This is a genomic window from Streptomyces sp. NBC_01689, from assembly GCF_036250675.1.
Classification (GTDB): Bacteria; Actinomycetota; Actinomycetes; order Streptomycetales; family Streptomycetaceae; genus Streptomyces.
In genome coordinates this window covers 2,904,002-2,929,390 of the sequence record NZ_CP109592.1, presented here as the reverse complement: position 1 = coordinate 2,929,390, position 25,389 = coordinate 2,904,002, and the positions used below count along the sequence as shown (strand labels likewise).

At 74.5% G+C, this 25,389-nt stretch carries 16 protein-coding genes; 11 read left to right on the top strand and 5 right to left on the bottom strand.

Annotated features, from left to right (window positions below):
- The first annotated feature begins 239 nt into the window (after window positions 1–239).
- Window positions 240–1,334 carry an alanine racemase gene (locus OG776_RS12385; protein WP_329320623.1) on the top strand — a complete coding sequence of 365 codons (1,095 nt, stop codon included), beginning with the start codon at window positions 240–242 and terminating at the stop codon, window positions 1,332–1,334.
- Between the two features lie 127 nt (window positions 1,335–1,461).
- Here the strand turns inward: OG776_RS12385 and OG776_RS12380 are convergent, their stop codons facing one another.
- Entirely contained in the window at window positions 1,462–4,371 is a 2,910-nt protein-coding gene (locus OG776_RS12380) for a glycoside hydrolase family 2 TIM barrel-domain containing protein (RefSeq protein ID WP_329320621.1), read from the bottom strand.
- A gap of 408 nt (window positions 4,372–4,779) precedes the next feature.
- Complete coding sequence (locus OG776_RS12375; RefSeq protein ID WP_329320619.1) at window positions 4,780–6,030, bottom strand: FAD-binding protein; 1,251 nt, start codon at window positions 6,028–6,030, stop codon at window positions 4,780–4,782.
- A gap of 245 nt (window positions 6,031–6,275) precedes the next feature.
- Between OG776_RS12375 and OG776_RS12370 the strand changes: the two genes are divergently transcribed.
- The 7 genes from OG776_RS12370 (at window position 6,276) to OG776_RS12340 (ending at window position 16,369) form a co-directional block, all read left to right on the top strand.
- Window positions 6,276–7,253, top strand: coding sequence for a hydroxyacid dehydrogenase (locus tag OG776_RS12370; protein ID WP_329320617.1), 978 nt, complete (start codon window positions 6,276–6,278; stop codon window positions 7,251–7,253).
- A gap of 209 nt (window positions 7,254–7,462) precedes the next feature.
- Entirely contained in the window at window positions 7,463–8,125 is a 663-nt protein-coding gene (locus OG776_RS12365) for a pyridoxamine 5'-phosphate oxidase family protein (RefSeq protein WP_148012624.1), read from the top strand.
- A 72-nt stretch (window positions 8,126–8,197) separates the two neighbouring features.
- Window positions 8,198–9,556 carry a radical SAM protein gene (locus tag OG776_RS12360; RefSeq protein ID WP_148012623.1) on the top strand — a complete coding sequence of 453 codons (1,359 nt, stop codon included), beginning with the start codon at window positions 8,198–8,200 and terminating at the stop codon, window positions 9,554–9,556.
- Window positions 9,557–9,841: 285 nt separating this feature from the next.
- The gene (locus OG776_RS12355; RefSeq protein ID WP_148012622.1) at window positions 9,842–11,326 is read left to right on the top strand and encodes a cellulose-binding domain-containing protein; all 1,485 of its coding nucleotides are present in this window, start codon (window positions 9,842–9,844) and stop codon (window positions 11,324–11,326) included.
- A gap of 495 nt (window positions 11,327–11,821) precedes the next feature.
- Window positions 11,822–12,913, top strand: coding sequence for a ribosome small subunit-dependent GTPase A (rsgA, locus tag OG776_RS12350; protein ID WP_329320613.1), 1,092 nt, complete (start codon window positions 11,822–11,824; stop codon window positions 12,911–12,913).
- Between the two features lie 453 nt (window positions 12,914–13,366).
- Entirely contained in the window at window positions 13,367–14,839 is a 1,473-nt protein-coding gene (locus tag OG776_RS12345; RefSeq protein ID WP_329323700.1) for a DNA-3-methyladenine glycosylase 2 family protein, read from the top strand.
- Window positions 14,840–15,121: 282 nt separating this feature from the next.
- Complete coding sequence (locus OG776_RS12340) at window positions 15,122–16,369, top strand: SGNH/GDSL hydrolase family protein (protein WP_261994877.1); 1,248 nt, start codon at window positions 15,122–15,124, stop codon at window positions 16,367–16,369.
- 162 nt (window positions 16,370–16,531) lie between these two features.
- Here OG776_RS12340 and OG776_RS12335 read toward each other — a convergent pair whose 3' ends face one another.
- Both OG776_RS12335 and OG776_RS12330 read right to left on the bottom strand, forming a co-directional pair.
- Window positions 16,532–17,014 (bottom strand): DUF456 domain-containing protein, encoded by a 483-nt coding sequence (locus OG776_RS12335; RefSeq protein ID WP_148012621.1) that lies wholly within the window; start codon window positions 17,012–17,014, stop codon window positions 16,532–16,534.
- 36 nt (window positions 17,015–17,050) lie between these two features.
- Complete coding sequence (locus OG776_RS12330; RefSeq protein ID WP_148012620.1) at window positions 17,051–18,031, bottom strand: helix-turn-helix transcriptional regulator; 981 nt, start codon at window positions 18,029–18,031, stop codon at window positions 17,051–17,053.
- Between the two features lie 577 nt (window positions 18,032–18,608).
- Here OG776_RS12330 and OG776_RS12325 point away from each other — a divergent pair.
- From OG776_RS12325 to OG776_RS12315, 3 genes are all read left to right on the top strand, one after another.
- Window positions 18,609–21,023 (top strand): PP2C family serine/threonine-protein phosphatase, encoded by a 2,415-nt coding sequence (locus OG776_RS12325; protein WP_329320610.1) that lies wholly within the window; start codon window positions 18,609–18,611, stop codon window positions 21,021–21,023.
- Between the two features lie 75 nt (window positions 21,024–21,098).
- A complete protein-coding gene (locus OG776_RS12320) occupies window positions 21,099–22,841 on the top strand; it encodes a pyruvate dehydrogenase (RefSeq protein ID WP_329320608.1) in 1,743 nt (580 codons plus the stop codon).
- A gap of 778 nt (window positions 22,842–23,619) precedes the next feature.
- The gene (locus OG776_RS12315; RefSeq protein ID WP_148013311.1) at window positions 23,620–24,042 is read left to right on the top strand and encodes an ATP-binding protein; all 423 of its coding nucleotides are present in this window, start codon (window positions 23,620–23,622) and stop codon (window positions 24,040–24,042) included.
- A gap of 155 nt (window positions 24,043–24,197) precedes the next feature.
- On the opposite strand, the gene OG776_RS12310 is transcribed toward OG776_RS12315, so the two are convergent.
- Entirely contained in the window at window positions 24,198–25,244 is a 1,047-nt protein-coding gene (locus OG776_RS12310) for a DUF2637 domain-containing protein (protein ID WP_148013156.1), read from the bottom strand.
- Between the last annotated feature and the right edge of the window lie 145 nt (window positions 25,245–25,389).

Below are 25,389 nucleotides of genomic sequence, written 5' to 3'. Positions count from 1 at the left end.
CGGGCCCGGTCCGGGTCCGAGCATGCCGTGGGCGGCGGTCTCGGCGGCCGGGAGGGGGAGGGCGACGGGGACGTCATGGGCGCCGTGCCCGGACTCGCGTACGCCCGGGGCTCGTTGCGCGGTACCCGAGTCGCTCCGCACGGTTTCGGCCCGTTTCCGGCACTCGGTGCCGGCATCGCGGCGAGGGTCCGGGTTTCGCCAAATATACACAGCCGTGTGGGGAGTGGGAGGCTGGTGTGGTGGTGGAACAGTTGCCCGAGGGGCTTGTCACGCCGGTCCTGGTCGTCGACGCGGACGTGCTGGACCGGAACATCGCACGGATGGCCCAGGCGGCCAGGACCGGTGGGTTCGCCCTCCGGCCGCACGCCAAGAGCCACAAGTGCGCGGAGATCGCGGGGCGTCAACTGCGCGCGGGAGCGGTCGGGTTGTCGGTGGCGACCCTGAGCGAGGCGGAGGCGCTCGCCGCGGCCGGCGTGGACGACCTGTTCGTCGCCTATCCGCTCTGGCTGGACGCGGGCAAGGCGCGCCGCCTGCACCGGCTGGCCGACAAGGTCGCGTTGCGGGTCGGCGCGGACTCGGCGCAGGCGGTACGCAGGCTCGCGGACGCGGTGCGCGGCAGCGACCGCCGGGTGGAGGTGCTGGTCGAGGTGGACTGCGGGGCGGGCCGGACCGGGGTGCCGGCCGCCGACGCGGGCCGTGTGGCCGAGGCGGCCGCGGAGGCCGGTCTGCTGGTGGTGGGGGCGTTCACGTTCCCCGGCCAGGGCTACGACCATGATCCCGGAGCCCGCGAACGGGCGGCCCGGGACGAGGAACGGGCGCTCGCGGAGGCCGCGGAGTCGCTGCGGGAGCGGGGTCTTCGGGCCGAGGTGCTGAGCGGCGGCTCCACCCCGACGGCCGCCCATCGCAGACCCGGACCGGTCGGTGAACTCCGGCCCGGTGTCTACGTGTTCAACGACGCCCAGCAACTGGCGATCGGCACCTGCACCGCCGACGACCTGGCCCTCTGCGTCGCCACGACCGTCATCAGCCGGCCCGCTCCGGGCCGGCTCGTCCTGGACGCGGGCAGCAAGGTCCTCGGCAGCGACCGTTCGCCGTGGGTGACCGGGCACGGCTACCTGCCGCGGTATCCGGACGCCGTCGTCACCGCCCTCTGGGAGCACCACGCGGTGGTGCGCCTGCCCGAGGGGGTTCCCGCCCCCGCCCTCGGGTCGGTCCTCGCCCTGGTCCCCCACCACGTCTGCACCCCGGTGAACCTCGCCGACGAACTGCTGATCGCCCGCGGGGGAGTGGAACTCGACCGGTGGCGGGTGGCCGCGCGGGGGGCCAACACCTGAACTCCGGTCGCCCTCCAGGCTGTTCGGGAAGCCCATCACGCGGCCGCGTCTCGTGCGGGCCCGGTCGGTCCCGTGCCGTACCGACCGGCCGCGGGGACGGGGACGGTCCCGGGCCCCCGCGCCGGGGTCAGCCGTCCGTCGTCGTCATGAAGAAGAAGGTGAACTCGGCCGGAGCGGCCCGCAGTCGGTATCCCGGTAGCACTCCGGGGCCGCACGACTGGGAGCCGATGCCCTGCTGGCCGTGGTCCAGATTGACCCACACGGTGTCGCCCGCCGTCAGGTCCGTGAGATGCCGGGCCGCGTCGAGCTGTTCCGACGTCCAGCGGCGCGCGGTGAACCAGAACTCCGGCTCCCCGTCGATCCGCAGGCCGCCGATCTCCGCCCAGCGGACGTCGGGGCGGGCGCCGTTCTCCTGCGGACGGACGTACGGCGTCTGGAGCCCGTCGACGGTCGACTCCCAACGGGCCACCAGGCAACCGGATCGCGTGTCGGGGTAGCCCTCGCCGGGGCCCCCGCCGAACCACCGCACCCGGTCGGCCGTGCCCGCGAGCCCCAGCCGGACCCCGAGGCGGGGCAGCGGCAGGGGCCAGTCGCCCTCCGGCGTCACCGACACGGTCAGCCGCAGCCGGGTCCCGTCGGACGTCCACCGGTACGCCGTGCGCAGGGCCGAGCGTGCCGCCGCGGGCGCCACCCGGGTCCGTACGGTCAGGGCGTCGTCGCCGGGCTCCACCGCCTCCAGACGGTGCCGCATCCGGTGCAGCCCCAGCCCCCGCCAGAGCGGGCCGAGGCGCGGATCCGGCTGCCAGTCGGCGCCGTCGTCGTTGTCGGTCGTCGCCCGCCACACGTCCAGGCGCAGACCGGTGATCCCGACCCCGCCGACCGAACGCAGCGCGCCCGTACGGGCGTCGAAGGTGCCCGGACCGAGGGTGATCAGGCCGCCGTCCGGCACGGGCCGCTCGCCGGCGGCGAGGGCGACCGGTGCGCGCGCGGCGACCGGGACCCGGGTCCAGGCCACCTCGTGTCCCTTCGGCGCCCAGGCCGTGTCCGCCGCCAGCAGCGCCCGTACCGTCCACGCGGTCTCGGCGCCCCAGCCGTGGACGGGCCGCCGCGGCAGTCCCACCACGGCCGACCCGTCCGGCGGCAGGGCGGGTACCGTCAGCGGCCCCGACACGACGGTCTCGCCGTCGGCCTGGAACGACCAGACGAAGGCGAGTGCGGAGAGGTCCGCGAAGTCGTGGGCGTTGGTGATCCGCACGGTGCCGTCCGCGGCGTCTCCGTCGATCCGGACCGGTTCGATGACCTTCTTGTACTCGACGAGTCCGGGCGAGGGCGTGCGGTCGGGGAAGAGCAGTCCGTCGCAGACGAAGTTCCCGTCGTGCAGCTCCTCGCCGAAGTCACCGCCGTACGCGAACCCGTACCGCTCGTCCTTGATCCCGTGGTCGATCCACTCCCAGACGAAGCCGCCCTGGAGGCGGTCGTGGGCGGCGAACAGCCGCTGGTAGTCGGCGAGTCCGCCGGGGCCGTTGCCCATGGCGTGGCCGTACTCGCACAGGAGGAAGGGAAGCCGGCGCCGCTCCGGCGGGCCGCCGTCCAGGCCCCGGCCGATCCGTTCGACCTCGTCGTGGGCGGTGTACATCCGGGTGTACACGTCCGTGTCCCGGCAGTCGTGGTCGCCCTCGTAGTGGATGAGCCGCGAGCGGTCCCGGCCGCGGATCCACTGGGCCATCGTGGTGAGTCCGCGCCCGGTGCCTGCCTCGTTGCCGAGCGACCAGATCACGACCGAGGGGTGGTTCTTGTCCCGCTCCACCATGCGGGACGCGCGGTCGAGCAGGGCAGGGGTCCAGCGGTCGTCGTCGGCCGGGTTGTCGTGCCAGGCCCGCGCCACGAAACCGTGGGTCTCCAGGTCGCACTCGTCGATCACCCACAGGCCCAGCTCGTCGCACAGATCGAGGAAGGCGGGGTGCGGCGGGTAGTGCGCGGTGCGGACGGCGTTGATGTTGTGCCGTTTCATGAGCAGCACGTCGGCGCGCATGGTCTCCGGGTCCAGGGCCCGGCCGCGCTCCGGATGCCACTCGTGCCGGTTGACGCCCCGGAAGAGGACCGCCCGGCCGTTGACCTTGATCAGGCCGTCCTCCAGTGCGACCGTGCGGAAGCCGATCCGCAGGCCGACGCGCTCGCCGCCGGTCGCGAGCACCCCGTCGTACAACCGCGGTGTCTCCGCGGTCCACGGCCGGACCGGCACGGTCGCGGACTCGCCCGTCGCGATGTCGATGCCGAGGGCGGGCACGGTGACCCGCCCGTCCACGTCGGAGTCGACGCGCAGGGTCCCGGTGCCCGTGCCGTGGTCGTACGAGGCGTGCACGAAGAAGTCGAGCACCGCGTCCGCAGGACGGTGCAGCAGCGTGACGTCACGGAAGATGCCCGGCAGCCACCACTGGTCCTGGTCCTCCAGATAGGAGCCCGCCGACCACTGGTGGACCCGGACGGCCAGCACGTTGCCGGTGGGTTCGAGCAGCGGCCCCACCGCGAACTCGTGCGGCAGCCGCGAGCCCTTGAACTCCCCGACGTGCGTGCCGTTCAGCCAGACCCGGGCGCAGGACTCGACGCCGTCGAAGCGCAGCACCGCGTCGCCGCCGGGGGGCCACCCGGACGGTAGGTCGAAGGCGCGCAGATGGTCGCCGGTCGGGTTCTCGGTCGGCACCCGCGGCGGGTCGACCGGGAACGGGTAGCGGTGGTTGGTGTAGACGGGCGCGCCGTGTCCCTGGAGCACCCAGTGGCCGGGCACGTCGACGCGGTCCCAGTCCCCGGCGTCGTAGCGCGCCGCCGCGAAGGAGTCGTCCCGCGCGTCGGCCGTGGGGGACAGCCGGAAGAGCCAGTTCCCGTTCAGCGAGAGGGAGACGGCGTCCGAGGACGTGCCACGGGCGCGTGGGGGCAGGGCCCCGCTCCCGGGTGAGACGTCCTCGACGTGGGCGATGCCGGACGGAGGGGTCCCCGGGCCGTGGGCGGCCGGGGGCCTGGGCGGGGTGCGGAAGGACATGGCTCTCCTGGGTCGGCCCCGCACGCGGGTCCGCGCGAAACCGGCACCGGCCGGTGCCGGGGGCGGAGGCGCACGGGCGGCGGGGGCGGGGACGGACGGAGCGGTGTGGCGGGGAGCCTCCCTTCCGGCGTCAGGACGGCGGCGCGGTGCGGCCCTGCACGAGGACGGGTCGCGCGGGGACCGGCGGCGTGCGGACGGACGGCACGGCGGCGGACTCGGCGGGGACGGAGCGGCGCGCGGCGGTTCTGCCGCGCGCGGGCCGGGGCCCCACGGTGTCGAGCGCCCCTTCCAGGGCGAAGGCGGCGGCGCCCAGCCAGACCGGGTCGCCCGGAACGGGTCCGGGACGGTGCGCGGGGGCCCCGGACGGCGGCGCAACGCTACGGCCGGGGAAGGACGTTCGGCAAGGGGTCAGGAAACGGGGTGGAGGAAGTCCGACACGAAGGCGTTGGCGAACTTGCCCGCCGGGTCCGTCGCGCGGACCAGCGCCCGGAAGTCGTCCAGCCGCGGATAGCGCCCGCGCAGCACGTCCGACGGCACGGTGAACACCTTGCCCCAGTGCGGCCGCGGAGCGAACGGCTCCAGCGCCGCCTCGACCTCGCGGACCACCGGCAGCACGGCCGCCGTGTCGTCGACCCAGGTGAAGTGCAGGGCCACGGTGTCCCGTCCGTAGGCGGGGCTCAGCCACTGCCGGTCCGCGGCCACCGTCCGCACCTCGCAGATCTGCAGCAGCGGGGCGACGGCACCGCGCACGCCGTCGAGCGCGCGCAGCGCCTCGGCCGCGTCGGCGCGCGGCAGCAGGTACTCCGACTGCAGCTCGGACCCGCTGCTGGGGGTGAACTCCGCCCGGAAGTGCGGCAGTCGCTCGTGCCAGGGGCCCGGGACGCCGAACTGCCGGGTGCAGTTCCCGGCGGGCATGCCCGGGACCGGGTGCACGGCCTCGGTGGCGGGCGTCCCCCACGGGAAGTCCGCCGCCGGCTGGTCGGTGCGCCGCTTCAGCCACGCCTGCCGGAAGCCCGGCCGCCTCCAGTCGGTGAACAGGCTCACGCTGTACGCGGCCGCCGCCACCGCCTCGAAGTCCAGCCCGTCCTCGGGGAGTTCGGTGAACACGTGCTGGCTCACCCCGAAGTCCGGTTCCAGGTCGAGGGTGAGCGCGGTGACGACGCCGAGCGCGCCGAGGGAGGTCACCGCCCCGTCGAAGCCCGCGTCCCCGCGGCCGATGGCCAGGACCGAGCCGTCGGCCGTGACCAGTTCCACCTCGCGGACCGCCGAGGCGAGCGAGCCGTTGCCGATGCCGGAGCCGTGCGTGCCGGTCGCCACGGATCCCGCCACCGAGATGTGCGGCAGCGAGGCCATGTTGTGCAGGGCGAGCCCGTGCTCGTGGACCCGGCGCGCCAGCTCGGCGTACCGGACGCCGCCGGCGACCCGGACCGTACGGGCCGCCGTGTCGACGTCGACGACCGGGGGCAGCGCGGCCAGCGAGAGCAGGACGCCGTCCGGGCCCGGGTCGGCGATCTCGTTGAAGGAGTGTCCGCTGCCCAGGACCCGTACCCGGGCGCTCTTCGCGACCAGGGCCGCTAGCGCGTCGGGCGACTGCGGCCGGTGCAGTTCCTCGGCGGTGTACGTGATGTTGCCGGCCCAGTTGGTCAGGGGCTTGGTCATCCCTGTCGTCCCTCCCCGGGAGATCGTGGTCCGTGGCCGTGCGGTGCGCGGTGGCCACTGCTGGAAACTACCTGGTCGCCCCGGGCGTCCCGGCGGCCCGTCCATTGACCCTCTCACGCGGCGCCGCCTAACGTGGAGAACGCTTTCCCCCGAGGCTGCCGAGCCGGAAGGCCGACTCCTTGTCCGAGCGCCCCGCCCCGTCCGAACCCCCCGCCCCGTCCGAGCGTCCCGTCGCGATGTTCGCCATGACAGCGGAGAACGTGCCGCGGATCTTCCCGCCGCACGTACTGGCCCGGCTGCGGGACCTCGTCGACATCGATCCGGCGCTGGTCGCCGAGGACTTCACCCGGCCCGCCGTCCGCGAGGCGCTGGCCGCGACCGAGATCCTGATCAGCGGCTGGGGGTGCCCGCCGCTGGACGCGGCCGCGCTGGACGCGGCGCCGAAGCTGCGCGCGGTGCTGCACGCCGCGGGCTCGGTGAAGGGTTTCGTCACGCCCGCCGTCTGGGAGCGGGGGCTCGTCGTGTCGTCGGCGGCCGGGGCCAACGCGCTGCCCGTCGCCGAGTACACGCTCGCCATGATCCTGCTCGCGGGCAAGGACGTCCTCACCCATCGGGACCGCCTGCGCACCGAGCGGGTCTTCCCGCACCAGGGGGTCGTCCCCGGCATCGGCAACTTCGGCCGCCGCGTCGGCGTCATCGGGGCCTCGCGCACCGGGCGCCGCCTCATCGAACTGCTGCGGCCCCTCGATCTGCGGGTGAGCCTGGCCGACCCGTACGTCGACGAGGCCGGGGCCGCCGCCCTCGGGGTCCCGCTGCTGCCGCTCGACGCCCTGCTCGGAGGCAGCGACGTCGTCAGTGTCCACGCACCGCAGACCGCCGAGACGCGGCATCTGATCGGACGCCGCGAACTCGCCCTCATGCCCGACGGATCGGTGCTCGTCAACACCGCGCGCGGCTCGCTCGTCGACCACGACGCGCTGATCGAGGAGCTGCGGAACGGCCGGCTCGCGGCGGTCCTCGACGTGACCGATCCGGAGCCGCTCCCGCCGGACTCCCCGCTCTACGACCTTCCGAACGCCTTCGTCACCCCGCACCTCGCGGGCTCCCAGGGCAACGAGCTGGCCCGGCTCGGCCTGGTGGTCGCCGACGAGGCGGAGCTGCTGGTCTCCGGCCGGGAACCGGAGTTCCGCGTGGACGCGCGGGAGCTCGGCCGGATGGCGTGAGGGCGCACGACGGCGACGACGGCGGCGTCACCGGAATCGGCAAGGCCGACAGGGGCGACAGGCGACGGGGCCGAAGGGATCGACGGGGCCGACGGGAGGGACGGACGCGCCAGGACCGGTGACGACCGATCTAGTCGCCCGAGGCTTGTGCGGGTACCGATTCCGTCGAATCCTGGTCCGGTCTCGACGCTATCGGTAGCATGCGACACATGGTCCACCATGCGCTGCCCGAGACCGACCTCACCCGCCACCGTCGGCTGCGCGAGCAGGGCTCCCTGGACAGGGGCGAACTCGACGCGATCCTGGACGCGGGGTTCGTCTGCCACCTGGGCGTGGTCGTCGAGGGCCGGCCGGTGGTGGTGCCGACGGTCTACGGGCGGGACGCGGAGTCGCTGTACGTGCACGGCTCGGTCGCCAGCCGGAGCCTGGCGGCGGGGACTCCGGTCTGCGTGACCGTCACCCACGTCGACGGGGTCGTCCTGGCGCGGTCGGTGTTCGAGCACGGGGTGAACTACCGGAGCGCCATGATCCACGGCGTACCGCGCAAGGTCACCGACCCGGCCGAGAAGACGGAGGGGCTGCGCCTGCTCAGCGAGCACTCGGCTCCGGGCCAGTGGGACTACGCCCGCCGCCCCAGCCGCAGGGAACTGGCCGCGACCACCCTCCTCGCCCTCTCCCTGGAGGAGGCCTCCGTGAAGATCCGTACGGGCGCGCCGGGCGACGGCGACGGCCCGGACGCGGAGCTCGGACTCTGGGCCGGGACGCTGCCGCTCACGACGGTCTGGGGCGCGCCCGACCCCGACCCACTGCTGCCGCCCGGACTGCGGCCGCCCGCGCACATCGCGCGCCGTGAGGGGACCCGGCACGGCTGACGCACGAGCGGGGGCATACCGTGAGGAGTCGAGCCACGGGGCTCGGAGCGAGCCGGGAGCGAGGAGAACGGGATGGGCGGCAGCCGCACCGCGCTGGTCGAGGATCTGATGGAGCGGTTCCCGCACGTACCGAGGGAAGCCGTCTTCAAGGAGGACCTGCTCCGGGGCGGAGTCGCCTTCGATCCCTCCGCGCTGAGCGACAACGAGAGCGGTGACGTCAAGCCGAAGTCGTACTTCATCTTCTCCTTCGACCACGGCACCCTGCCCGAGCTGGGCGAGGCCGCGCTGCGCCGGCCGCCCGAGGAGATCATCCTCACGGGCGGCCCGTACGACCTGCGCAGGACCGTCGTCTCCGTCCGCGTGAACCCTGCCTCGCCCTACCGGGTGGCCGCCGACGAGGCGGGACTGCTCGGGCTCTATCTGGACGGCGGCCGGATCGCCGACGTCGGGGTGCCGCCGATGCCCGAGTACTACCGGCACACCCTCTCCAACGGGAAGTCCGTGATGGAGGTGGCCCCCACCATCCAGTGGGGCTACCTGATCTACCTCACCGTCTTCCGTGTCTGCCAGTACTTCGGCGCCAAGGAGGAGTGCCAGTACTGCGACATCAACCACAACTGGCGCCAGCACAAGGCCGCCGGCCGGCCCTACACCGGCGTCAAGGACGTGGAGGAGGTCCTGGAGGCGCTGGAGATCATCGACCGGTACGACACCGCGAAGACCTCCACCGCCTACACCCTCACCGGCGGCGCGATCACCAAGACCGTCGCCGGCCGGGACGAGGCCGACTTCTACGGCCACTACGCCAAGGCCATCGAGGAGCGCTTCCCGGGCCGCTGGATCGGCAAGGTCGTGGCCCAGGCGCTGCCGAAGGGCGACGTGCAGCGCTTCAAGGACTACGGCGTGCAGATCTACCACCCCAACTACGAGGTGTGGGACGAGTACCTGTTCAAGCTGCACTGCCCCGGCAAGGAGCGCTACGTCGGCCGTGACGAGTGGCACAGGCGGATCCTGGACTCGGCCGAGATCTTCGGCGCGCGCAACGTGATCCCCAACTTCGTCGCGGGCGTGGAGATGGCGGAGCCGTTCGGCTTCAAGACCGTCGACGAGGCGATCGCGTCCACCACCGAGGGGCTGCGCTTCTTCATGTCGCAGGGGATCACCCCGCGGTTCACCACCTGGTGCCCGGAGCCCACGACCCCGCTCGGCAAGGCCAACCCGCAGGGCGCGCCGCTGGAGTACCACATCCGGCTGCTGGAGGCCTACCGCGCCACGATGGACGACTTCGGACTGGCCTCCCCGCCCGGATACGGCCCGCCCGGCCCCGGCAACGCGGTCTTCTCGGTCAGCTCCTTCATGGACAGCCTTCCCGCGGTGGAACCCGCGCCGGAACCCGCCGCGACGGACGCGAGCGGCCCCGCGGCTTCCTGAGGACCGGCCGGCGCCGAGACGTCCGGGCCTCCCTCCCGTTTCTACGGGAGGGAGGCCTTCCGGCGTACCCGGAGGGTGCCACCGCACACGGCCCGAGGGCTGTCACCGACGGCGCCGCAACCGCTTGCCGCGCGAATCGAATGCCTCGCTTGTCAGTTGTGTGGAACCCGTGAAAGGCTCGGGCCTCCGTCGTTGAGATGGACGCCAACTCTCGCGCAGTGAAGATGAGTTGGCGTTCGCGTTCTTTGACGTAGCACATGGAAGCAGTTGATGCAGGAGCCCCCCATGCCTGACCTGCCGACCCCCCAGGACGCCGCCGAGGCCGCGCTGCTCTCGGAGTGCTGGGACGCGGTCCTGTCGTACGCCGATCTGTGCACGTCCGGCTCGGCCTCGGCCACGCAACTGGCGACCGAGGCCTTCACCCACGGCATCACCGAACTGCGCGCCGCCACCGCGGCGTCGAAGAGCACCGGCACCGGGCGCAGAGCGCTCAGGCTGCCCCGCATCCCGCTGCTGCTCACCTCGGTCCGCGCCGCTGCCGCCGCCTGGGAGGCGGGCGGACTGGGCCACCGGCTCGACCCCGACCTGCGGCTGTGGCTCAACTCCGAGAAGGCGGCGCGCTACACCGGGCCGCCGCTGCACCGCCCCGTCGCGCTGCGGGGCCTGCAGGACATGCAGGAGCCGGACGCCGCCCTGCTGTGGCTGGCCGAGGTCGAGTCGCTGCCGCTGCCCGCCGTGGCCCGGCGGCTCGGCCTGGACCCCGGGACCGTGACCACCGAACTCGCCCAGGTGCGGGCGCTGTTCCGGGACCGTTGCCATCGCAACCACCTCGACACCCCGATGGACGCCGACTGCCGCAGCTACGCGCGGCTCCTGGACGCCGTGACCCGCTCGCCCGGCGCCGAGACGCCCGAGGACCTCTCGCGGCACCTCGCGCGCTGCGTGGGGTGCGCGGAGGCCGCGGCCTGCCTGCGGCCGCACGGCGGCGGGCTGCCCGCGGCGATCTCGGGCGGGGTGATCGGCTGGGGCGGCCTCGCCTACCTCGAACGGCGGCGCCGGGCCGCGGAGGCGGGCCTGACCGGCGGCCGTACCGACGCGGCTGTGGACACGGGTCTGGCCGAGGGCGGGGCGGACCGGCCCCGGATCGGCCGGACCGGGATCCTGGTGGCGGCCGTCGTCGTGTCGGCGCTGGCGCTGGCGGTCTCCCTGATGCCCTTCGGCGGTTCGCCCGACGGTGACACGCCGACGAACGGCGTGCCGGGCGAACGGCAGCCGGTGGCGGAGCCGGTGCCCTCCCCGCCGGTGACCACCTCGGACACGCCCGCCACCGCCACGGCCACCGCGGCCTCGACGGCACGGCCGGAGGCCGGCTCCGACCCGGAGGCCCAGGGGGAGTCCTCCGAGCCCGCGGACACGTCGGACCGCCCGGCGCACGCCACCAAGAGCGCGTCGGCGGACTGCGCGGTGAAGTACGAGATCGTCAACGAGTGGCCGGACGGGTTCCAGGCCACCGTCACCGTGACCTCGGCCGAGGCCCTCGACGGCTGGCGGCTCGGCTGGAGCTTCGACGACGGACAGCGCGTCGGCCAGATGTGGGACGCCACCGCCGCCCAGGACGGCGCCAGGGTCACCGCCACCGCGGCCGACTACGACAGGTCCGTCGCGGCGAACGGCACCTTCGCCTTCGGCTTCCTCGGCTCCTGGACCGGCAAGAACTCCGCGCCGCACGACTTCACCCTGAACAACGGCAGGTGCGCGGACGGGAATTGAGCGCGGGTGACCGAGGCGCGGGTGACCGAGACGCGGGTGACCGAGACGCGGGTGGTGGGGGCGCGGGCGGTCGGGGCGAGGACGGTCGGGCTGCGGGCCGTCGGGGGATGCAAGCGGTCGGCTGACGGGGGCCCGGCGAGGGGGCGTCCGTCGAGAGGCCGCCGGTGCGGCACGTTCCCGGCTGTCCGGCCCGTGGCCGCGTGGGCCGGCCCGGTGCCGCGCGGGGGAGGGGAGAACCGGTGCCGCGCGGGGGCGCGGAAAACCGGTGGCGCCGGGAACCGGCTCTCTCGTAAGGTGAAGATCGCTTCACGCGGTGGCCGTCGGCCGCCGTCCCAGGCCTGAGCGATGAAGGAGGTGTGACCGATGGCTGTCACTGAGATGGGCGCTGCCCGCATCCAGAAGTTCATCAAGTCCACCTCCGTGGCCGCCGGCTGACCTTCCGCTTTCTTCGCGCCCGAGTGCGCGCGCCGGGGCCGCCCTTGTGAAGGGTCTCCCTTGACTTCCTCCGCTTTTCCCCCCGTACACCCCCTCCAGCCCTATGGCTGGGACGACGCCTGGGCCGGCGAGTTCGCCCCGTACGCGGCCGAAGGGCTGCTGGCCGGACGTGTCGTCCGTGTCGACCGCGGGCAGTGCGACGTGGTCACCGCCGACGGTGTGCTGCGCGCGGACACCGCGTTCGTGACCCCGCACGATCCGATGCGGGTCGTGTGCACCGGTGACTGGGTCGCCGTCGAACCCGGCGGCAACCCGCGCTACGTACGCACATATCTGCCCCGTCGTACCGCCTTCGTGCGCTCCACCTCCTCCAAGCGCTCCGAGGGACAGATCCTCGCGGCCAACGTCGACCACGCCGTCGTCGCCGTGTCGCTCGCCCTGGAACTCGAACTCGGCCGCATCGAACGCTTCCTCGCGCTCGCCTGGGAGTCCGGCGCGCAACCGGTCGTCGTCCTCACCAAGGCCGACCTCGTGCCCGACCCCGTGACCCTCGGTCACCTCGTCCAGGACGTGGAGACCACCGCGCCGGGGGTCGCCGTGATCCCGGTGAGCGCCACCACCGGGGACGGGCTCGACGTGCTGGCGGCCGTCCTGTCCGGCGGCACCACCGTGCTCCTCGGACAGTCCGGCGCGGGCAAGTCGACCCTCGCCAACGCCCTGATCGGCGAGGACGTGATGGATGTGCAGGCCGCACGCGATGTCGACGGCAAGGGCCGCCACACCACGACGACCCGCAACCTTCTCGCCCTCCCCGGCGGCGGAGTCCTCATCGACACACCCGGCCTGCGCGGCGTCGGCCTGTGGGACGCCGAGTCCGGCGTCGGACAGGTCTTCGCGGAGATCGAGGAACTCGCCGCGGACTGCCGCTTCCACGACTGCGCGCATGTCGCGGAGCCCGGCTGCGCCGTCCTCGACGCCCTCGACTCCGGCGCCCTGCCCGAACGACGCCTCGACAGCTACCGCAAGCTCCTCCGCGAGAACCAGCGCATCGTCGCGAAGACCGACGCCCGGCTGCGGGCGGAGATCCGCCGGGACTGGAAGCGGCGGGGGGCGGAGGGGAAGGCGGCGATGGAGGCCAAACGGGGTCGTTGACACTGGGTCTGACCAGGGGGAGGTGGGTTGTGTCCCGCCTCCCCTGGGGGCTCCGCCCCCCGGACCCCCCGCCAGGGGCGCTGCGCCCCCTGGACCCCCGCCTTCGCCCGAAGGGCTCGTCCTCAAACGCCGGACGGGCTGATGGTGCGCGCCGGTGCTCAGACCCACCGGCCGGACGGGCTGGTGGTGTGCGTGCGTGCTCGTCCTCACGCGCCCCACGGGCTGGTGGTGTGCGCCCGTGCTCGGACTCACGGGCCGGACGGGTGGTGGTGTGCGGGCCCGCACTCAGAGGGGGACGGCCCGGTCGGGTGTTTCAGCCCGTCCGGCGTTTGAGGACGAAGCCGTTCAGGCCGACGCCGGGGTCCGGGGGCGGCGGCCTCCGGTGCGGCGACGGACGTCACGTCCGATTTCCGCCGGCCCGGGCGGCAGCCACCCCGCACACTGGAACGCGTGATCGACGAAGAGACCAGGTACGAGGCCGTGCGGAGCAGGGACGCCCGGTTCGACGGGGAGTTCTTCTTCGCCGTGGAGACGACCGGGATCTACTGCCGGCCGAGCTGTCCGGCGGTGACACCGAAGCGGCGGAACGTGCGGTACTACACGACCGCCGCGGCCGCCCAGCGCTCAGGGTTCCGGGCCTGCCGCCGATGCCGCCCGGACGCGGTGCCGGGCTCCGCGGAGTGGAACGTGCGCGCCGACGTCGTGGCGCGCGCCATGCGGCTGATCGGTGACGGGGTGGTGGACCGCGAGGGTGTCGGCGGCCTCGCCGCACGGCTGGGGTACAGCACCCGGCAGGTACAGCGGCAGCTCACCGCCGAGGTCGGCGCGGGCCCCGTCGCGCTGGCCCGCGCCCAGCGGGCCCACACCGCCCGGGTCCTGCTGCAGACCACCGGACTGCCGGTCACGGAGATCGCGTTCGCGGCCGGGTTCGCCAGCGTCCGGCAGTTCAACGACACCGTCCGCGCGGTGTACGCCTCCACCCCCAGCGCCCTGCGCGCCACGGCCTCGCGCGCGGGGTCCCGCACGCCGCGCGAGGACGTCCCGGCCGCCGGGGTCCCGCTGCGCCTCGCCCACCGGGGGCCGTACCGGTCGACGGCCGTCTTCGACCTCCTCGCCCGCGAGACGGTCGAGGGCGTGGAGGATCTGACCGGCACCCGCGGCCGCCGGACCTACCGGCGCACCCTCCGCCTTCCGTACGGCACCGGGGTGGTCGCGGTGGACGAGTCCCCGGACAGCCCGGCGTCCCGGCCGGGCGGCTGGCTCGACACCCGGCTGCACCTCACCGACCTGCGCGACCTGACCACCGCCGTGCAGCGGGTGCGGCGGCTGTTCGATCTCGACGCCGACCCGTACGCGGTGGACGAGCGGCTGGCGGCCGATCCGCGACTGGCGCCGTCCGTCGCCGCCCGCCCCGGCCTGCGCTCGCCCGGCGCGGCGGACCCCGACGAACTGGCCGTGCGCGCGCTGGTGGGGCGGGCGGCGGCGGAGCGGCTGGTGCGCCGCTACGGGAAGGCACTGGACGCCCCGCACGGGACGCTCACCCATCTGTTCCCCGAGCCGGCCGTCCTCGCGGAGGCCGAGCCGGACGGGCCTCTCGGCACGCTCACCGCCGCGCTCGCCGACGGCACGCTGCGGCTCGACGCGGGAGCCGACCGCGACGCGGCCGAGGCCACCCTGCGCGCGCTGCCGGGTCTGGACGCGCACACCGTCGCCGTCATCCGGACACGAGCCCTCGGCGACCCCGACGTGGCGCCGCCCGGCGAGACGGTCCCGGAGGCGTGGCGCCCGTGGCGTTCGTACGCGGTGCGTCACCTCAGGGCGATGGAGCGGGAGACGGCGGCACGGGGAGAGAAGCGCCGGGACGGCGGCCGTCCGGGCCCCGGCCGCGGATCCGCCACGGGTGGACACGGATCGGCTCCTCGCTGAGCCGGAGCCGGGGGCCGAGGGGTCGTAGGGGCCGTAGGGGTCAAGTCGTGGGGGACGGCGGGGAGTTCGATCTCACCGGGGGTGTCGGCACCGCGCGTCCGGCCCCGCCGCACCGGGCCGGGGCGGCGACCGAGCACGTCGGCGCACGCCACGCCCCGACCGAGGGACCAGGGCCCGGGAACGCGGGCGGACGGGTGCCGCGGGCCAATGCCCTTGATTCCGGGTGCGGCTGACGGTGTGACATACCGTTGGGGGCGCCGGTGGCCGGGGAAGCCATGCCGCATGACCCGCGTGATCATGGCCCGGCATCTTGTCGCCGCACTGGCGACCGTCCTGTCCCTCGCCACACCGTGCGCGAGAGCCGACGAGGGGATCGGCCCGGCCCCGGCGGGCGCCCCCGCCAGGGGCCTGGACTGGACCGGCACCTGGGAGGCCGCCCCGTCCGGCACCGCCCCCGCCCGGCCCGGCGCCTCGTTCCGCAACGTCGTGCACACGAGCGTCGGCGGCACGGCGGTCCGGGTCCGGATCTCCAACCGGCTGGGCACCGAACCCCTGCGACTCGGTGCCGTCACCGTCGCCTTGCGGGAGCCGGGCGAGCCCGCGGGCCCCCCGGACGCCTTCCCGGGGTCGATGCGCACGGTGACCTTCGCCGGCGCCGGTTCGGCGGTCGTCCCACCGGGCACGGACCTGGTCGGCGACCCCGTCCGCCTGCGGATCCCGGCCGGCGCCGATCTCCTGATCTCCGTCCACACCCCGGGCGATCCGGGCCCGGCGACGTACCACCGTTCGGCCCACCAGACCAACTTTCTCGCCCTCGACGGTGATCGGACCGCCGACGAGCGCGGCACCCGGTACACGACCGACCTCCACAGCTGGTACTACGTGACCGGTGTCGACGTCCTGGGCGCCCCCGCCGCGGGCAGCGTCGTCACGCTCGGGGACTCCATCACCGACGGGACCGGTTCGACCCCCGGCACCAACCGCCGCTGGCCCGACCGGCTCGCCGACCGGCTCAGCGGCCTCCCGCCGCGGCAGCGCCTCGGTGTCCTCAACGCGGGGATCTCCGGCAACCGGCTGCTGCGCGCGGGCAGCGGTCCCAGCGCCCTGGACCGGCTCGACGCCGACGTGTTCTCCCGCGCCGGAGTGCGGACGGTGATCGTGATGGAGGGGATCAACGACATCAAGGGCACACCGGAGGAGCGGGACCCCCGGGCGCTGGAGGACGCCTACCGCCGGATCGTGACGCGCGCCCACGCCCTCGGCATCCGGGTCGTCGGCGCCACGATGACGCCGTACGGCGGCCATCCGGCGTGGACGGCGGCGCGCGAGGCCGTCCGGCAGGAGGTCAACGCGTTCGTCCGCGAGGGCGGCCTCTTCGACGCGGTGGCGGACTTCGACGCCGCCGTCCGCGACCCGGCGGACCCGTACCGCATCCGCCCCGCCTACGATCCCGGCGACCACCTCCACTTCGACGACGCGGGCATGCGCGCGATGGCCGACACGGTGGATCTGGGCACCCTCGTTCCCTAGGAGGGCCCCGGGGGGCACGGGAGGGGCCGGGGGCACGGGGAAGGCGCCCGGGGGGCACGGGAAGGCAGCTGGGAGGCCGTGAGGGAGTCCTGGGGGTTGGCGGCCTCTGGAAACCCCTGGAGGCCCTGGCGGCTCCGGGAGGACCCTCGGGCCCGGACGGGGTCAGCCCCGGACCACCGCGCCCAGCCACACGCCCGCGATCAGCAGACAGGCGAACAGCTCCGTCAGCACGCTCCAGCCGCCGGACCGCATCAGCGTCCGGGTCGCCGACCACGCCCGCTCATGACCTCCCACGCCCAGCCGCTCGTGGAGATAGATCCCGCCGAGGAATCCCGGCAGCGCGCCGACCACCGGCAACAGGACGAAGCCGAGCAGCGCGCCGGTGCCCGCGTACAGCCCGGTACGCGGGGTGGCACCGCCCTCGCGGAGCCGCCGGGGCGGCAGCGCCCAGCGGATCGCCTGGGCCACCAGCAGGACCAGCGTCGCGCCCACGAGCACACCCCACGCCAGGGGCTGCGGGTCGCTGAGCGCCCACCACAGGACCGCGGCCCAGACGAGCCACGACCCCGGCACACCGGGCACCAGCACTCCGCAGACGCCGAGCGCGATCACCACGCCGACCAGCAGGAGTTCCCACGCTCCCATCTGACAAGCGTGCCGGAGCGGGCCGGAGGGCGCAGGTCAGTGCCGGGCCACCCAGCCCTTCTCGTAGGCGTGCCAGCCCAGCTGCAGCCGGGTCGTCACGGCCGTCAGCTCCATCAGCCGCTTCACCCTGCGCTGCACGGTCCGCAGCCCCAGGTCGAGCTGCTTGGCCACGCTCGCGTCGGTGAGCCCGGCCAGCAGCAGCGAGAGGATCTCCAGATCGGTGCCGTCCGGTCCGTCCGGACCCTGCTCCACGAAGCCACGGCTGCCCAGCCGCAGCGGCAGCGCCTCCCGCCACACCGACTCGAACAGTCCCGACAGCAGTTCCAGCAGCCCGCTGGCGTGCACGACCAGTGCGGCGGGCTGCGAGGCGGGGGCCGTGAGCGGCACCATCGCGAGCGTCCGGTCGGCGATCACCAGCTTGGTCGGCACCCTGTCGACCACCCGCACCTGCTCCTCGCGCCCGAGCGCGGCGGACAGCTCGGTGACACCGGTGGGCTCGTCGAGGACGGCGCGTTCGAGGACCACGCGGTAGCGGACACCGCGTCCGGCCGCCTGCTCCTCCGCGTCGTTGTCCGTCCCGGAGACCGCGACCGGGGTGCCCGTGACCAGCGCGCACACCTCCTCGCTCGCGCCGAGCTGGAGCTGCAGGAACCGCTGGCTGACCGCCGCCGCGCCGATCACCACCTCGACGAGGTCGTGCACGGCGGGTTCGGTGGCCTGCGCGCGGTACTCCTCGGCGAGCAGCGCGGCCGCCAGTTCCGCCTTGTCCAGCTCGTGCCGCTGCTGGGTGAGCAGCGCGCCGAGGGCGACCCCCGGAGGCGCCGCGACCCAGCGTCCCGGACGAGCCGACGACTGGGCCGCGAGCCCGTGCTGTTCGAGGCGGCGCAGGGCGCGTTCGGTGTCGTACTCGCCGAGCGTGAGCCGGCGCGCGAGATCGGTCACGTCCGCGGCGCCCACGGACACCAGCGCCCGGTACGCCGACTCGTGCGCCTCGTCCAGACCTATCGCTCCCAGCATGCGGCGATGCCCTCCCCAGTGTTCCGTTCCGGCCGGACCGTGGCGGAAACCGGCCACGGCGCAAACCCGCCTCCGCCCATCATCGCCGCAGCACCCGCACCTCTGCCAAGCTCACGTCACCGGGGCACCGGTTCCCGCCGGGGGAGGTCCGCCGGACCGCACAGCCGATCCCGCGATCGCCGAGCATCCCCGGGGTCCGCGAAGTCTCCAGGGTCCGCGAACGCTCCGGGGTCCGCAGGGACTCCGGAGGGAAGCGGGCCGCGCGCGGGTCCGAACCGGCCGAACCGGCCGACACGGACCGCGCGTCGCCGGGCCGTGCCGTCGCCGGGCCGTGCCGTCGCCGGGCCGTGCCGTCGCCGGGGCCCGCGACGCGCGGGGGCCGGTCACTCAGGCGCCGCCGGGCGGTTCTCCCGTGGGGGGTGGGATCGTCCGGCGGTCTTCTCCACGGCCTCCCCAACCTCCCTTGTCCACAGCGTTGTTCGAGATATCGGAGGCGGGGTCCCGGGCGGCCCGGTCCGGGTGGCCGGATTTCCGGATGCCCCGTTTTCAACCGGCTCCCGCGGTGACAATTAGGGGCATGAGCCAGCAGGGGGAGAGCCGCACCGGTCACGAGGACGATTGGTGGGGGCAGCTGTACGACGACTCCACCCACGACACCGGGCCCGCCACCGCGCCCGATTCCCTGGACGACCGGTTCGCGTCGGCCGCGGGGACGGTGGGGGTGGACCCGAGCGGTACCGACCCGGGCGGTGTCGGCGCCGACGGGGCCGACACCGGCGGGGCGGGTTCCGTCTCCCGGGCGCGGGCGCCGGAGCGTGACGCATCGCCGCGGGCGGAGGGGCCTCCCGCGCCGCCGGAGCGGCGCGGCGGCGGTCCGGGGCCCTGGCACGGGGCCTCGCGCCGCGGCGCCGCCCCCGTGCCGCTCCCGGCCCCACCGCGCCAGGACGACCCGGAACGCCCAGGTGCGCCCTGGGGGCCACCGCCGGCCGACCCTCCGGCACCGTTCACCCCGCCCGCGCCCGCCGGACCCTGGCCCTCCACGGACACGTCCGCGCCCGCCGGCCCGCCGAGGCCCGCGCTTCCACCGACTCCCACCGGGAGGCCGGCCCCCACGGCACCGCCCGCGTCCGCCGGGCCGTGGGCCGGTGCCGGTGCGGGTACCGATGGCGGTGACGGTGGGAGTGCCGGTGCGTCGTCGTCCGACGGGCGGTGGTCCTCCGCGGACCCGTCGACGCCCGTCGACCCGCCGAGGCCCGCGGCTCCGCCGCCCTCCGCCGGTCCGTGGGCGGGTGCGGGTGCCGGCGCGTCGACGCCCGGCGTCCCGAGTGCGCCTGCCGCCCCGACCGCGCCCGGCGTCCCGTCCGGGCCCGCCGCCCCACCGAGGTCCGCCGCTCCGCCGACATCCGCCCGGCCGTGGGCCGACGCCGACCGGCCGACGCCGACGGGCCCTTCCGTGCCCGGGAACCCCTCCGTGCCCGCTGCCGCCGACCGGCCGACACTCACCGGCCCCTCCGCGCCCACGGGTCCACAGGTGCCTTCCGGCCCCTCCGCGCCCACGGACCCGCAGACGCCTTCCGACCCCTCCGCGCCTACGGCCGCCCCACAGGCACCCACCGCCCCACAAGCACCCCCCACCGTCCCCTCGGCGCCCGCCCTCCCGGCCCCGCCCGCGGCCTTCCCGCCCGGGCCGACGCCGCCCGGTTTTCGCGCCGGGGGCCCGCGGGGTTCCGTGTCCGCGCCGGGGGGAGGCGCACCCCCGGCCCCGACGGCCTCGACCCCGTCCGCCCCGCCGCCCACGGTCCCGCCCGCTCCGGCCGGGGACCCTCGGGACGCCGGGGCGGGGCGTCCGCCGGCGCCGGTCTCCCCGGGCGGTGCGCGGCCCGACACCTGGGCCCCGCACGCCCCGGCCCGCGCCGACTCCTCCTCCCGCTCCCAGGACGCCCCGCCCGTCGCGCCGACGTCCGCCGGTTCCGGACCGGCCGGCCTCGTGCCCACCGCGCCCGCGTCCACCGTCCCCCGGGAGCGGCCCTCCGTGGCCCATGTGGGCTCGGGTCCGCCCACGTACGACGCCGAACCCACCCAGCTTCCGGCGGCCGATGCGGACGCTCTCGACGACCTGGTCCCGGACAGCGTCCTGGACGGGGCGCGGTACGGGAGCAGCACCCTGCGCGCGGTCTCCGTGCGCGGGGACTCCGCGCGCTACCGGGGTGAGCCGCGCCGGGACGCCCTGCTGACCGCCCGTTTCGGGACGGGGGAGGAGGCGCTGGTCCTGGTGGCGATGGCGACCGGCGCCCGTGCCACCCCCGGCGCGCACCGGGCGGCCGCCGAGGCCTGCCGGTGGATCGGGCGTGCCGTCGGCCGCAGTCACGGACGGCTGGCCGAGGACATCCGCGCCGCCCGGCGCGGCGACCTGAAGTCGGGGCTGCACCGGCTCACCGACCGCAGCCTCGGCAAGCTGCGCGCGAGCGCGGCCGAGCAGGGCGTGGAGCCCGAGGACTACACCGCGAGCCTGCGCTGTCTGCTGCTCACCGCGGACCCCGAGTGCCGTACCCGGGTGTTCTTCGGCGTCGGGGACGGGGGTCTGTTCCGGCTGCGCGACGGCGAGTGGCAGGACATCGAGCCGCGGCCGGGCGACGCCACCGGGGAACCGGTGGTCGGTTTCGGGTCGCTGCCCCACGAGACCCCCGAGGGCGACCGGCTCACCATGGACCTGGGCATCACGACGCCCCCGAGCCCGTACGAGCCCGCGCCCGCGCCGCCGCGTGCCCCGTTCCGTTTCCGGGCCTCCGTCGCCCGGCCGGGCGACACGCTCCTGCTGTGCACGGGCGGGCTGGCCGATCCCCTGCGCGGTGAGCCGGACCTCTGCGAGCACCTGACGACCCGCTGGTCCACCGGCGGCCCGCCGGGGCTGGCCGCCTTCCTGGCCGACACCCAGGTGAGGGTCAAGGGGTATGCCGACGACCGGACGGCGGCGGCCGTGTGGGAGGCGTAACCGCGCTCCCTGTGCATTCATGGACCCCAGAGGACGGACTCGAGGATTCCAGGACCGCTGAGGGGTGCGTGCAGCATGGCCAAGCAGAACGTCGCCGAACAGTTCGTCGACATCCTCGCCCGCGCCGGGGTCAAACGCCTGTACGGCGTCGTCGGTGACAGCCTCAACCCGGTCGTGGACGCCATCCGGCGCAACTCCGCGATCGACTGGATCCACGTCCGGCACGAGGAGACCGCCGCCTTCGCCGCGGGCGCGGAGGCCCAGATCACCGGCAGGCTCACCGCCTGCGCGGGCTCCTGCGGCCCGGGCAACCTCCACCTCATCAACGGCCTGTACGACGCGCACCGCTCCATGGCCCCGGTCCTCGCCCTCGCCTCGCAGATCCCCTCCAGCGAGATCGGCCTCGGCTACTTCCAGGAGACCCACCCCGACCGGCTCTTCGCCGAGTGCAGTCACTACAGCGAGCTGATCTCCCACCCGAAGCAGATGCCCCGGCTGCTGCAGACGGCCATCCAGCACGCGATCGGCCAGTCGGGTGTCAGTGTCGTCTCGCTGCCCGGCGACATCGCCGCCGCGCCCGCGCCGGAGAAGACCGTCGAGACCGCCCTCGTCACCTCCCGGCCCGGCGTCCGCCCCGCCGACGCCGAGATCGACAAGCTCGTCGCCCTGATCGACGAGGCCGACCGGGTCACGCTCTTCTGCGGAAGCGGGACGGCGGGGGCGCACACCGAGGTCATGGAGTTCGCGGAGACGATCAAGTCGCCGGTGGGGCACGCGCTGCGCGGCAAGGAGTGGATCCAGTACGACAACCCGTTCGACGTCGGCATGAGCGGTCTGCTCGGCTACGGCGCGGCCTACGAGGCCACGCACGAGTGCGACCTGCTCATCCTGCTCGGCACCGACTTTCCCTACAACGCCTTCCTCCCCGACGACGTGAAGATCGCCCAGGTCGACGTCCGGCCCGAGCATCTGGGCCGGCGCTCGAAGCTGGACCTCGCGGTCTGGGGCGACGTCAGGGAGACCCTGCGCTGTCTCATCCCGCGGGTGCGGCCCAAGGGGGACCGCCGCTTCCTGGACAAGATGCTGAAGAAGCACGCGGACGCGCTGGAAGGGGTGGTGAAGGCGTACACCCGCAAGGTCGAGAAGCACGTCCCGATCCACCCCGAGTACGTCGCCTCGGTGGTCGACGAACTGGCCGACGAGGACGCGGTGTTCACCGTCGACACCGGCATGTGCAACGTCTGGGCGGCGCGCTACCTCTCGCCCAACGGCCGCCGTCGCATCATCGGTTCGTTCTCGCACGGCTCGATGGCGAACGCGCTGCCGATGGCGATCGGAGCCCAGTTCAGCGACCGCGGACGCCAGGTCGTGTCGATGTCCGGCGACGGCGGCTTCTCCATGCTGATGGGCGACTTCCTCACCCTCGTCCAGTACGACCTGCCGGTGAAGGTCGTGCTGTTCAACAACTCCTCCCTGGGCATGGTCGAGTTGGAGATGCTGGTCGCCGGGCTTCCGTCGTACGGGACCACCAACAAGAACCCCGACTTCGCCGCCGTGGCGCGGGCGTGCGGCGCCTACGGGGTGCGCGTCGAGAAACCCCGGCAACTGGCCGGGGCCCTGAAGGACGCCTTCAAGCACAAGGGTCCCGCCCTGGTCGACGTCGTCACGGACCCCAACGCCCTGTCGATCCCGCCGAAGATCAGCGCCGAGATGGTGACCGGGTTCGCGCTGTCGGCGTCGAAGATCGTCCTCGACGGCGGCGTGGGCCGGATGCTGCAGATGGCGCGCTCGAACATCAGGAACGTACCGAGGCCGTAGGCCGCGGCCGGGCTCCCGTGCGCCGGTCGAGTACGGCCGGACACGCAGCGGGGAGTCGGTGGATGAGCCGAGCGCCCGTGCTCGGTACGCGGTGGCGCATGGGAGGCTCCGGGTGGTGCGCCACGGTGCGACGCGCTGCCTCCGCGAGCCGTCCGCGCCCCCGCTCACCTCTCCCACGCGCCCCACGGGAGGGACGGGAGGAAGGGGCCCCCGGCGGCGGGGGAGACCGTGACCGCGCCGTCCGGGTCCGCGCCGAGGCACGCGGGGCGTTCCCCCGGCAAGGCCCGGGGCGGCCGCGCCCGAGCGCCCGCGGGCGCACCGTCCCGTGCCGGATCACGCCCTTCCACCAGGGCGTTTCCGGTGGTTCCGCGACCGTCGCGCGGGCCGGGAACGCGGCCCGGAGCAGAGGTTCGACCGCTCACCCGACCCGGCGGGGTCCATCGACCGTACGACCTCGACGGTGGTCTGCCCGGACCCCGCACTCCGGCGGGCCGCATCGCACCGGCGGGGGTGCGCCGTCCGGGGCGGCCGCCGGTCGCCGGACCGCGCACGGGCGGGTTCCGGAGGTCACCCGCCCCGCGGGACCGCCGCGTCCGCCCTCCGCACGGCGAAGGCCGACGAATCGACATGACTGGCGCCTCGCGTAGGAGGGCATGGATTCCCGTGAACATGTTCGATCACGAGGGGAATCGGTATCGGCATGCAGGCGGGGGTCATGAGAAGGCAGGTACGAGGACGCGGTCCCGCGGCGATCGGGACCTCCACGGCAAAGGCGATGATGGAGGAGACGTCCGGGAGTGCGGCGGGCCAACCCGCCACCGCGCAGCTCAGGCGGAGACTGGCGAGGGCGGACCTTCGGGCGGTGCCCGAGGCCCGCAGAGCGCTGAAGGAACTCTTACGGCACTGGGGGAGGCCGGGCAAGTCCGAGATAGCCGAGCTGCTGACCAGCGAGCTCGTCACCAACGCCCTCATCCACACCGATCACGACGCGATCCTGACCGCCACCGTCCGGCCCTCCGGACTCCGTGTGGAGGTACGGGACTTCGTGGGCCGCAGGCCCAGGCCGCGGGTACCGGACGCCGACGACGGTACGCACGGCAGGGGACTCGTCCTCGTCCAGTCCCTGGCCGACGCGTGGGGTGTGCGGGCCCACGGCGTGGGCAAGTCGGTCTGGTTCGAACTGGACGGCGGCGCGGTGTAGTCACCGCGCCGCCGTGAATCCGGTCCGGACGGAACCCCGTCCGGGCTTCACCCCGGTGTCCGGGCGGAACCCCCGTCCGGGTGTCGATCATGTCCGGGTCCGGCCGGTATCCGGCCGGACCGTCCGGAGCTCACTCGGTCCCGTCCGACGGGACGTCAGCCGAACTGCTGCTCCAGGTCCTTGAGCTTGCGCTCCAGGGAGTCGAGCCGCGGCAGGGCCATCGTGTCGTCCTCCGCGGTGAGGTCGACGGTTATCGGGTCACCGCTCTTGCGGACCGGCTGAAGGGAGGGCCGCGAACGGACGGGCAGGGGCTCCGACCCCGATAGGGCAGGCTCCGTAGAGGCCTGAGCGGGAGCGCGCTCCACGGTGGTCTCCAGTTGCGCCCGCGCGTTCGCGCGGCCCGGCAGGCCCCGGTGCCCGCGGCTGAGCGCCTTCAGGTGCGCGCGCTCGACCCGCTCCTCGTTGCGCCGGCGCAGACGCGTCTGCTCCTTCTGGCGCTTGTCCTCGCGCACCTCGTCCACGGCCTCGTCCAGCGTGCGGACGTTCTCCAGGAGCATCAGCGACCAGGCGCTGTACGTCTCACGGGGAGCGCGCAGCCAGCGGACGATCCGGATCTGCGGCAGCGGACGCGGGACCAGACCCTGCTCGCGCAGCGCGGCCCGACGGGTCTGCTTCAGCGCCCGGTCGAACAGCACGGCGGCCGAGAGGGACATGCCCGCGAAGAACTGGGGAGCGCCCGAGTGGTCCACACCGCGCGGCGCGTGCACCCAGTTGAACCAGGCGGCGGCACCGGCGAAGGTCCACACGAGTATGCGTGAGCCGAGCGCCGCGTCGCCGTGGCTGGCCTCGCGCACGGCGAGCACGGAGCAGAACATGGCCGCGCCGTCCAGGCCGAAGGGGACGAGGTACTCCCAGCCGTCGGTGAGCCCGAGGTTCTGCTGCCCGAAGCCGACCAGGCCGTGGAAGGACAGGGCCGCGGCCACCGCGGCACAGCAGAACAGCAGCACGTAGGAGGCCGTGCCGTAGACGGCCTCCTTGCGCCGGCGGCGCTCCTCGCTGCGCTCCCACGATTCGTCGTTACTGCTGCCCGCGCCGTCCCCGGACCGCTTGCCGCGCGCGAGCACCGCCACCGCCGCCAGCAGTCCCAGGAGCAGAACGGCGCCCGGAAGCAGCCAATTCAGCGATATGTCGGTCAGTCTCATCTGGGGTCCCTTGCATTGGGATAGGGCGTGACGCCCGCCATATTGGCCCAAGCCCGCCGCCCCTCAGGGGGTTTCGCGGCAAGAGGCCGCCAAGGGAGTGCCAAGGGATGCGCAGGGCGACATTCTGCTCGAACTGCCGCGCGAG

What these genes read in the sequence shown, in the direction of transcription:
- OG776_RS12335 (WP_148012621.1), bottom strand. Translation starts at nt 17,014, where the DNA reads ATGGGAGCGTGGGAACTCCTGCTGGTCGGCGTGGTGATCGCGCTCGGC.
- OG776_RS12355 (WP_148012622.1), top strand. Translation starts at nt 9,842, where the DNA reads ATGCCTGACCTGCCGACCCCCCAGGACGCCGCCGAGGCCGCGCTGCTC.
- OG776_RS12320 (WP_329320608.1), top strand. Translation starts at nt 21,099, where the DNA reads ATGGCCAAGCAGAACGTCGCCGAACAGTTCGTCGACATCCTCGCCCGC.
- OG776_RS12380 (WP_329320621.1), bottom strand. Translation starts at nt 4,371, where the DNA reads ATGTCCTTCCGCACCCCGCCCAGGCCCCCGGCCGCCCACGGCCCGGGG.
- OG776_RS12340 (WP_261994877.1), top strand. Translation starts at nt 15,122, where the DNA reads ATGACCCGCGTGATCATGGCCCGGCATCTTGTCGCCGCACTGGCGACC.
- OG776_RS12315 (WP_148013311.1), top strand. Translation starts at nt 23,620, where the DNA reads ATGGAGGAGACGTCCGGGAGTGCGGCGGGCCAACCCGCCACCGCGCAG.
- OG776_RS12360 (WP_148012623.1), top strand. Translation starts at nt 8,198, where the DNA reads ATGGGCGGCAGCCGCACCGCGCTGGTCGAGGATCTGATGGAGCGGTTC.
- OG776_RS12325 (WP_329320610.1), top strand. Translation starts at nt 18,609, where the DNA reads ATGAGCCAGCAGGGGGAGAGCCGCACCGGTCACGAGGACGATTGGTGG.
- OG776_RS12365 (WP_148012624.1), top strand. Translation starts at nt 7,463, where the DNA reads ATGGTCCACCATGCGCTGCCCGAGACCGACCTCACCCGCCACCGTCGG.
- OG776_RS12310 (WP_148013156.1), bottom strand. Translation starts at nt 25,244, where the DNA reads ATGAGACTGACCGACATATCGCTGAATTGGCTGCTTCCGGGCGCCGTT.
- OG776_RS12370 (WP_329320617.1), top strand. Translation starts at nt 6,276, where the DNA reads ATGACAGCGGAGAACGTGCCGCGGATCTTCCCGCCGCACGTACTGGCC.
- OG776_RS12330 (WP_148012620.1), bottom strand. Translation starts at nt 18,031, where the DNA reads ATGCTGGGAGCGATAGGTCTGGACGAGGCGCACGAGTCGGCGTACCGG.
- OG776_RS12375 (WP_329320619.1), bottom strand. Translation starts at nt 6,030, where the DNA reads ATGACCAAGCCCCTGACCAACTGGGCCGGCAACATCACGTACACCGCC.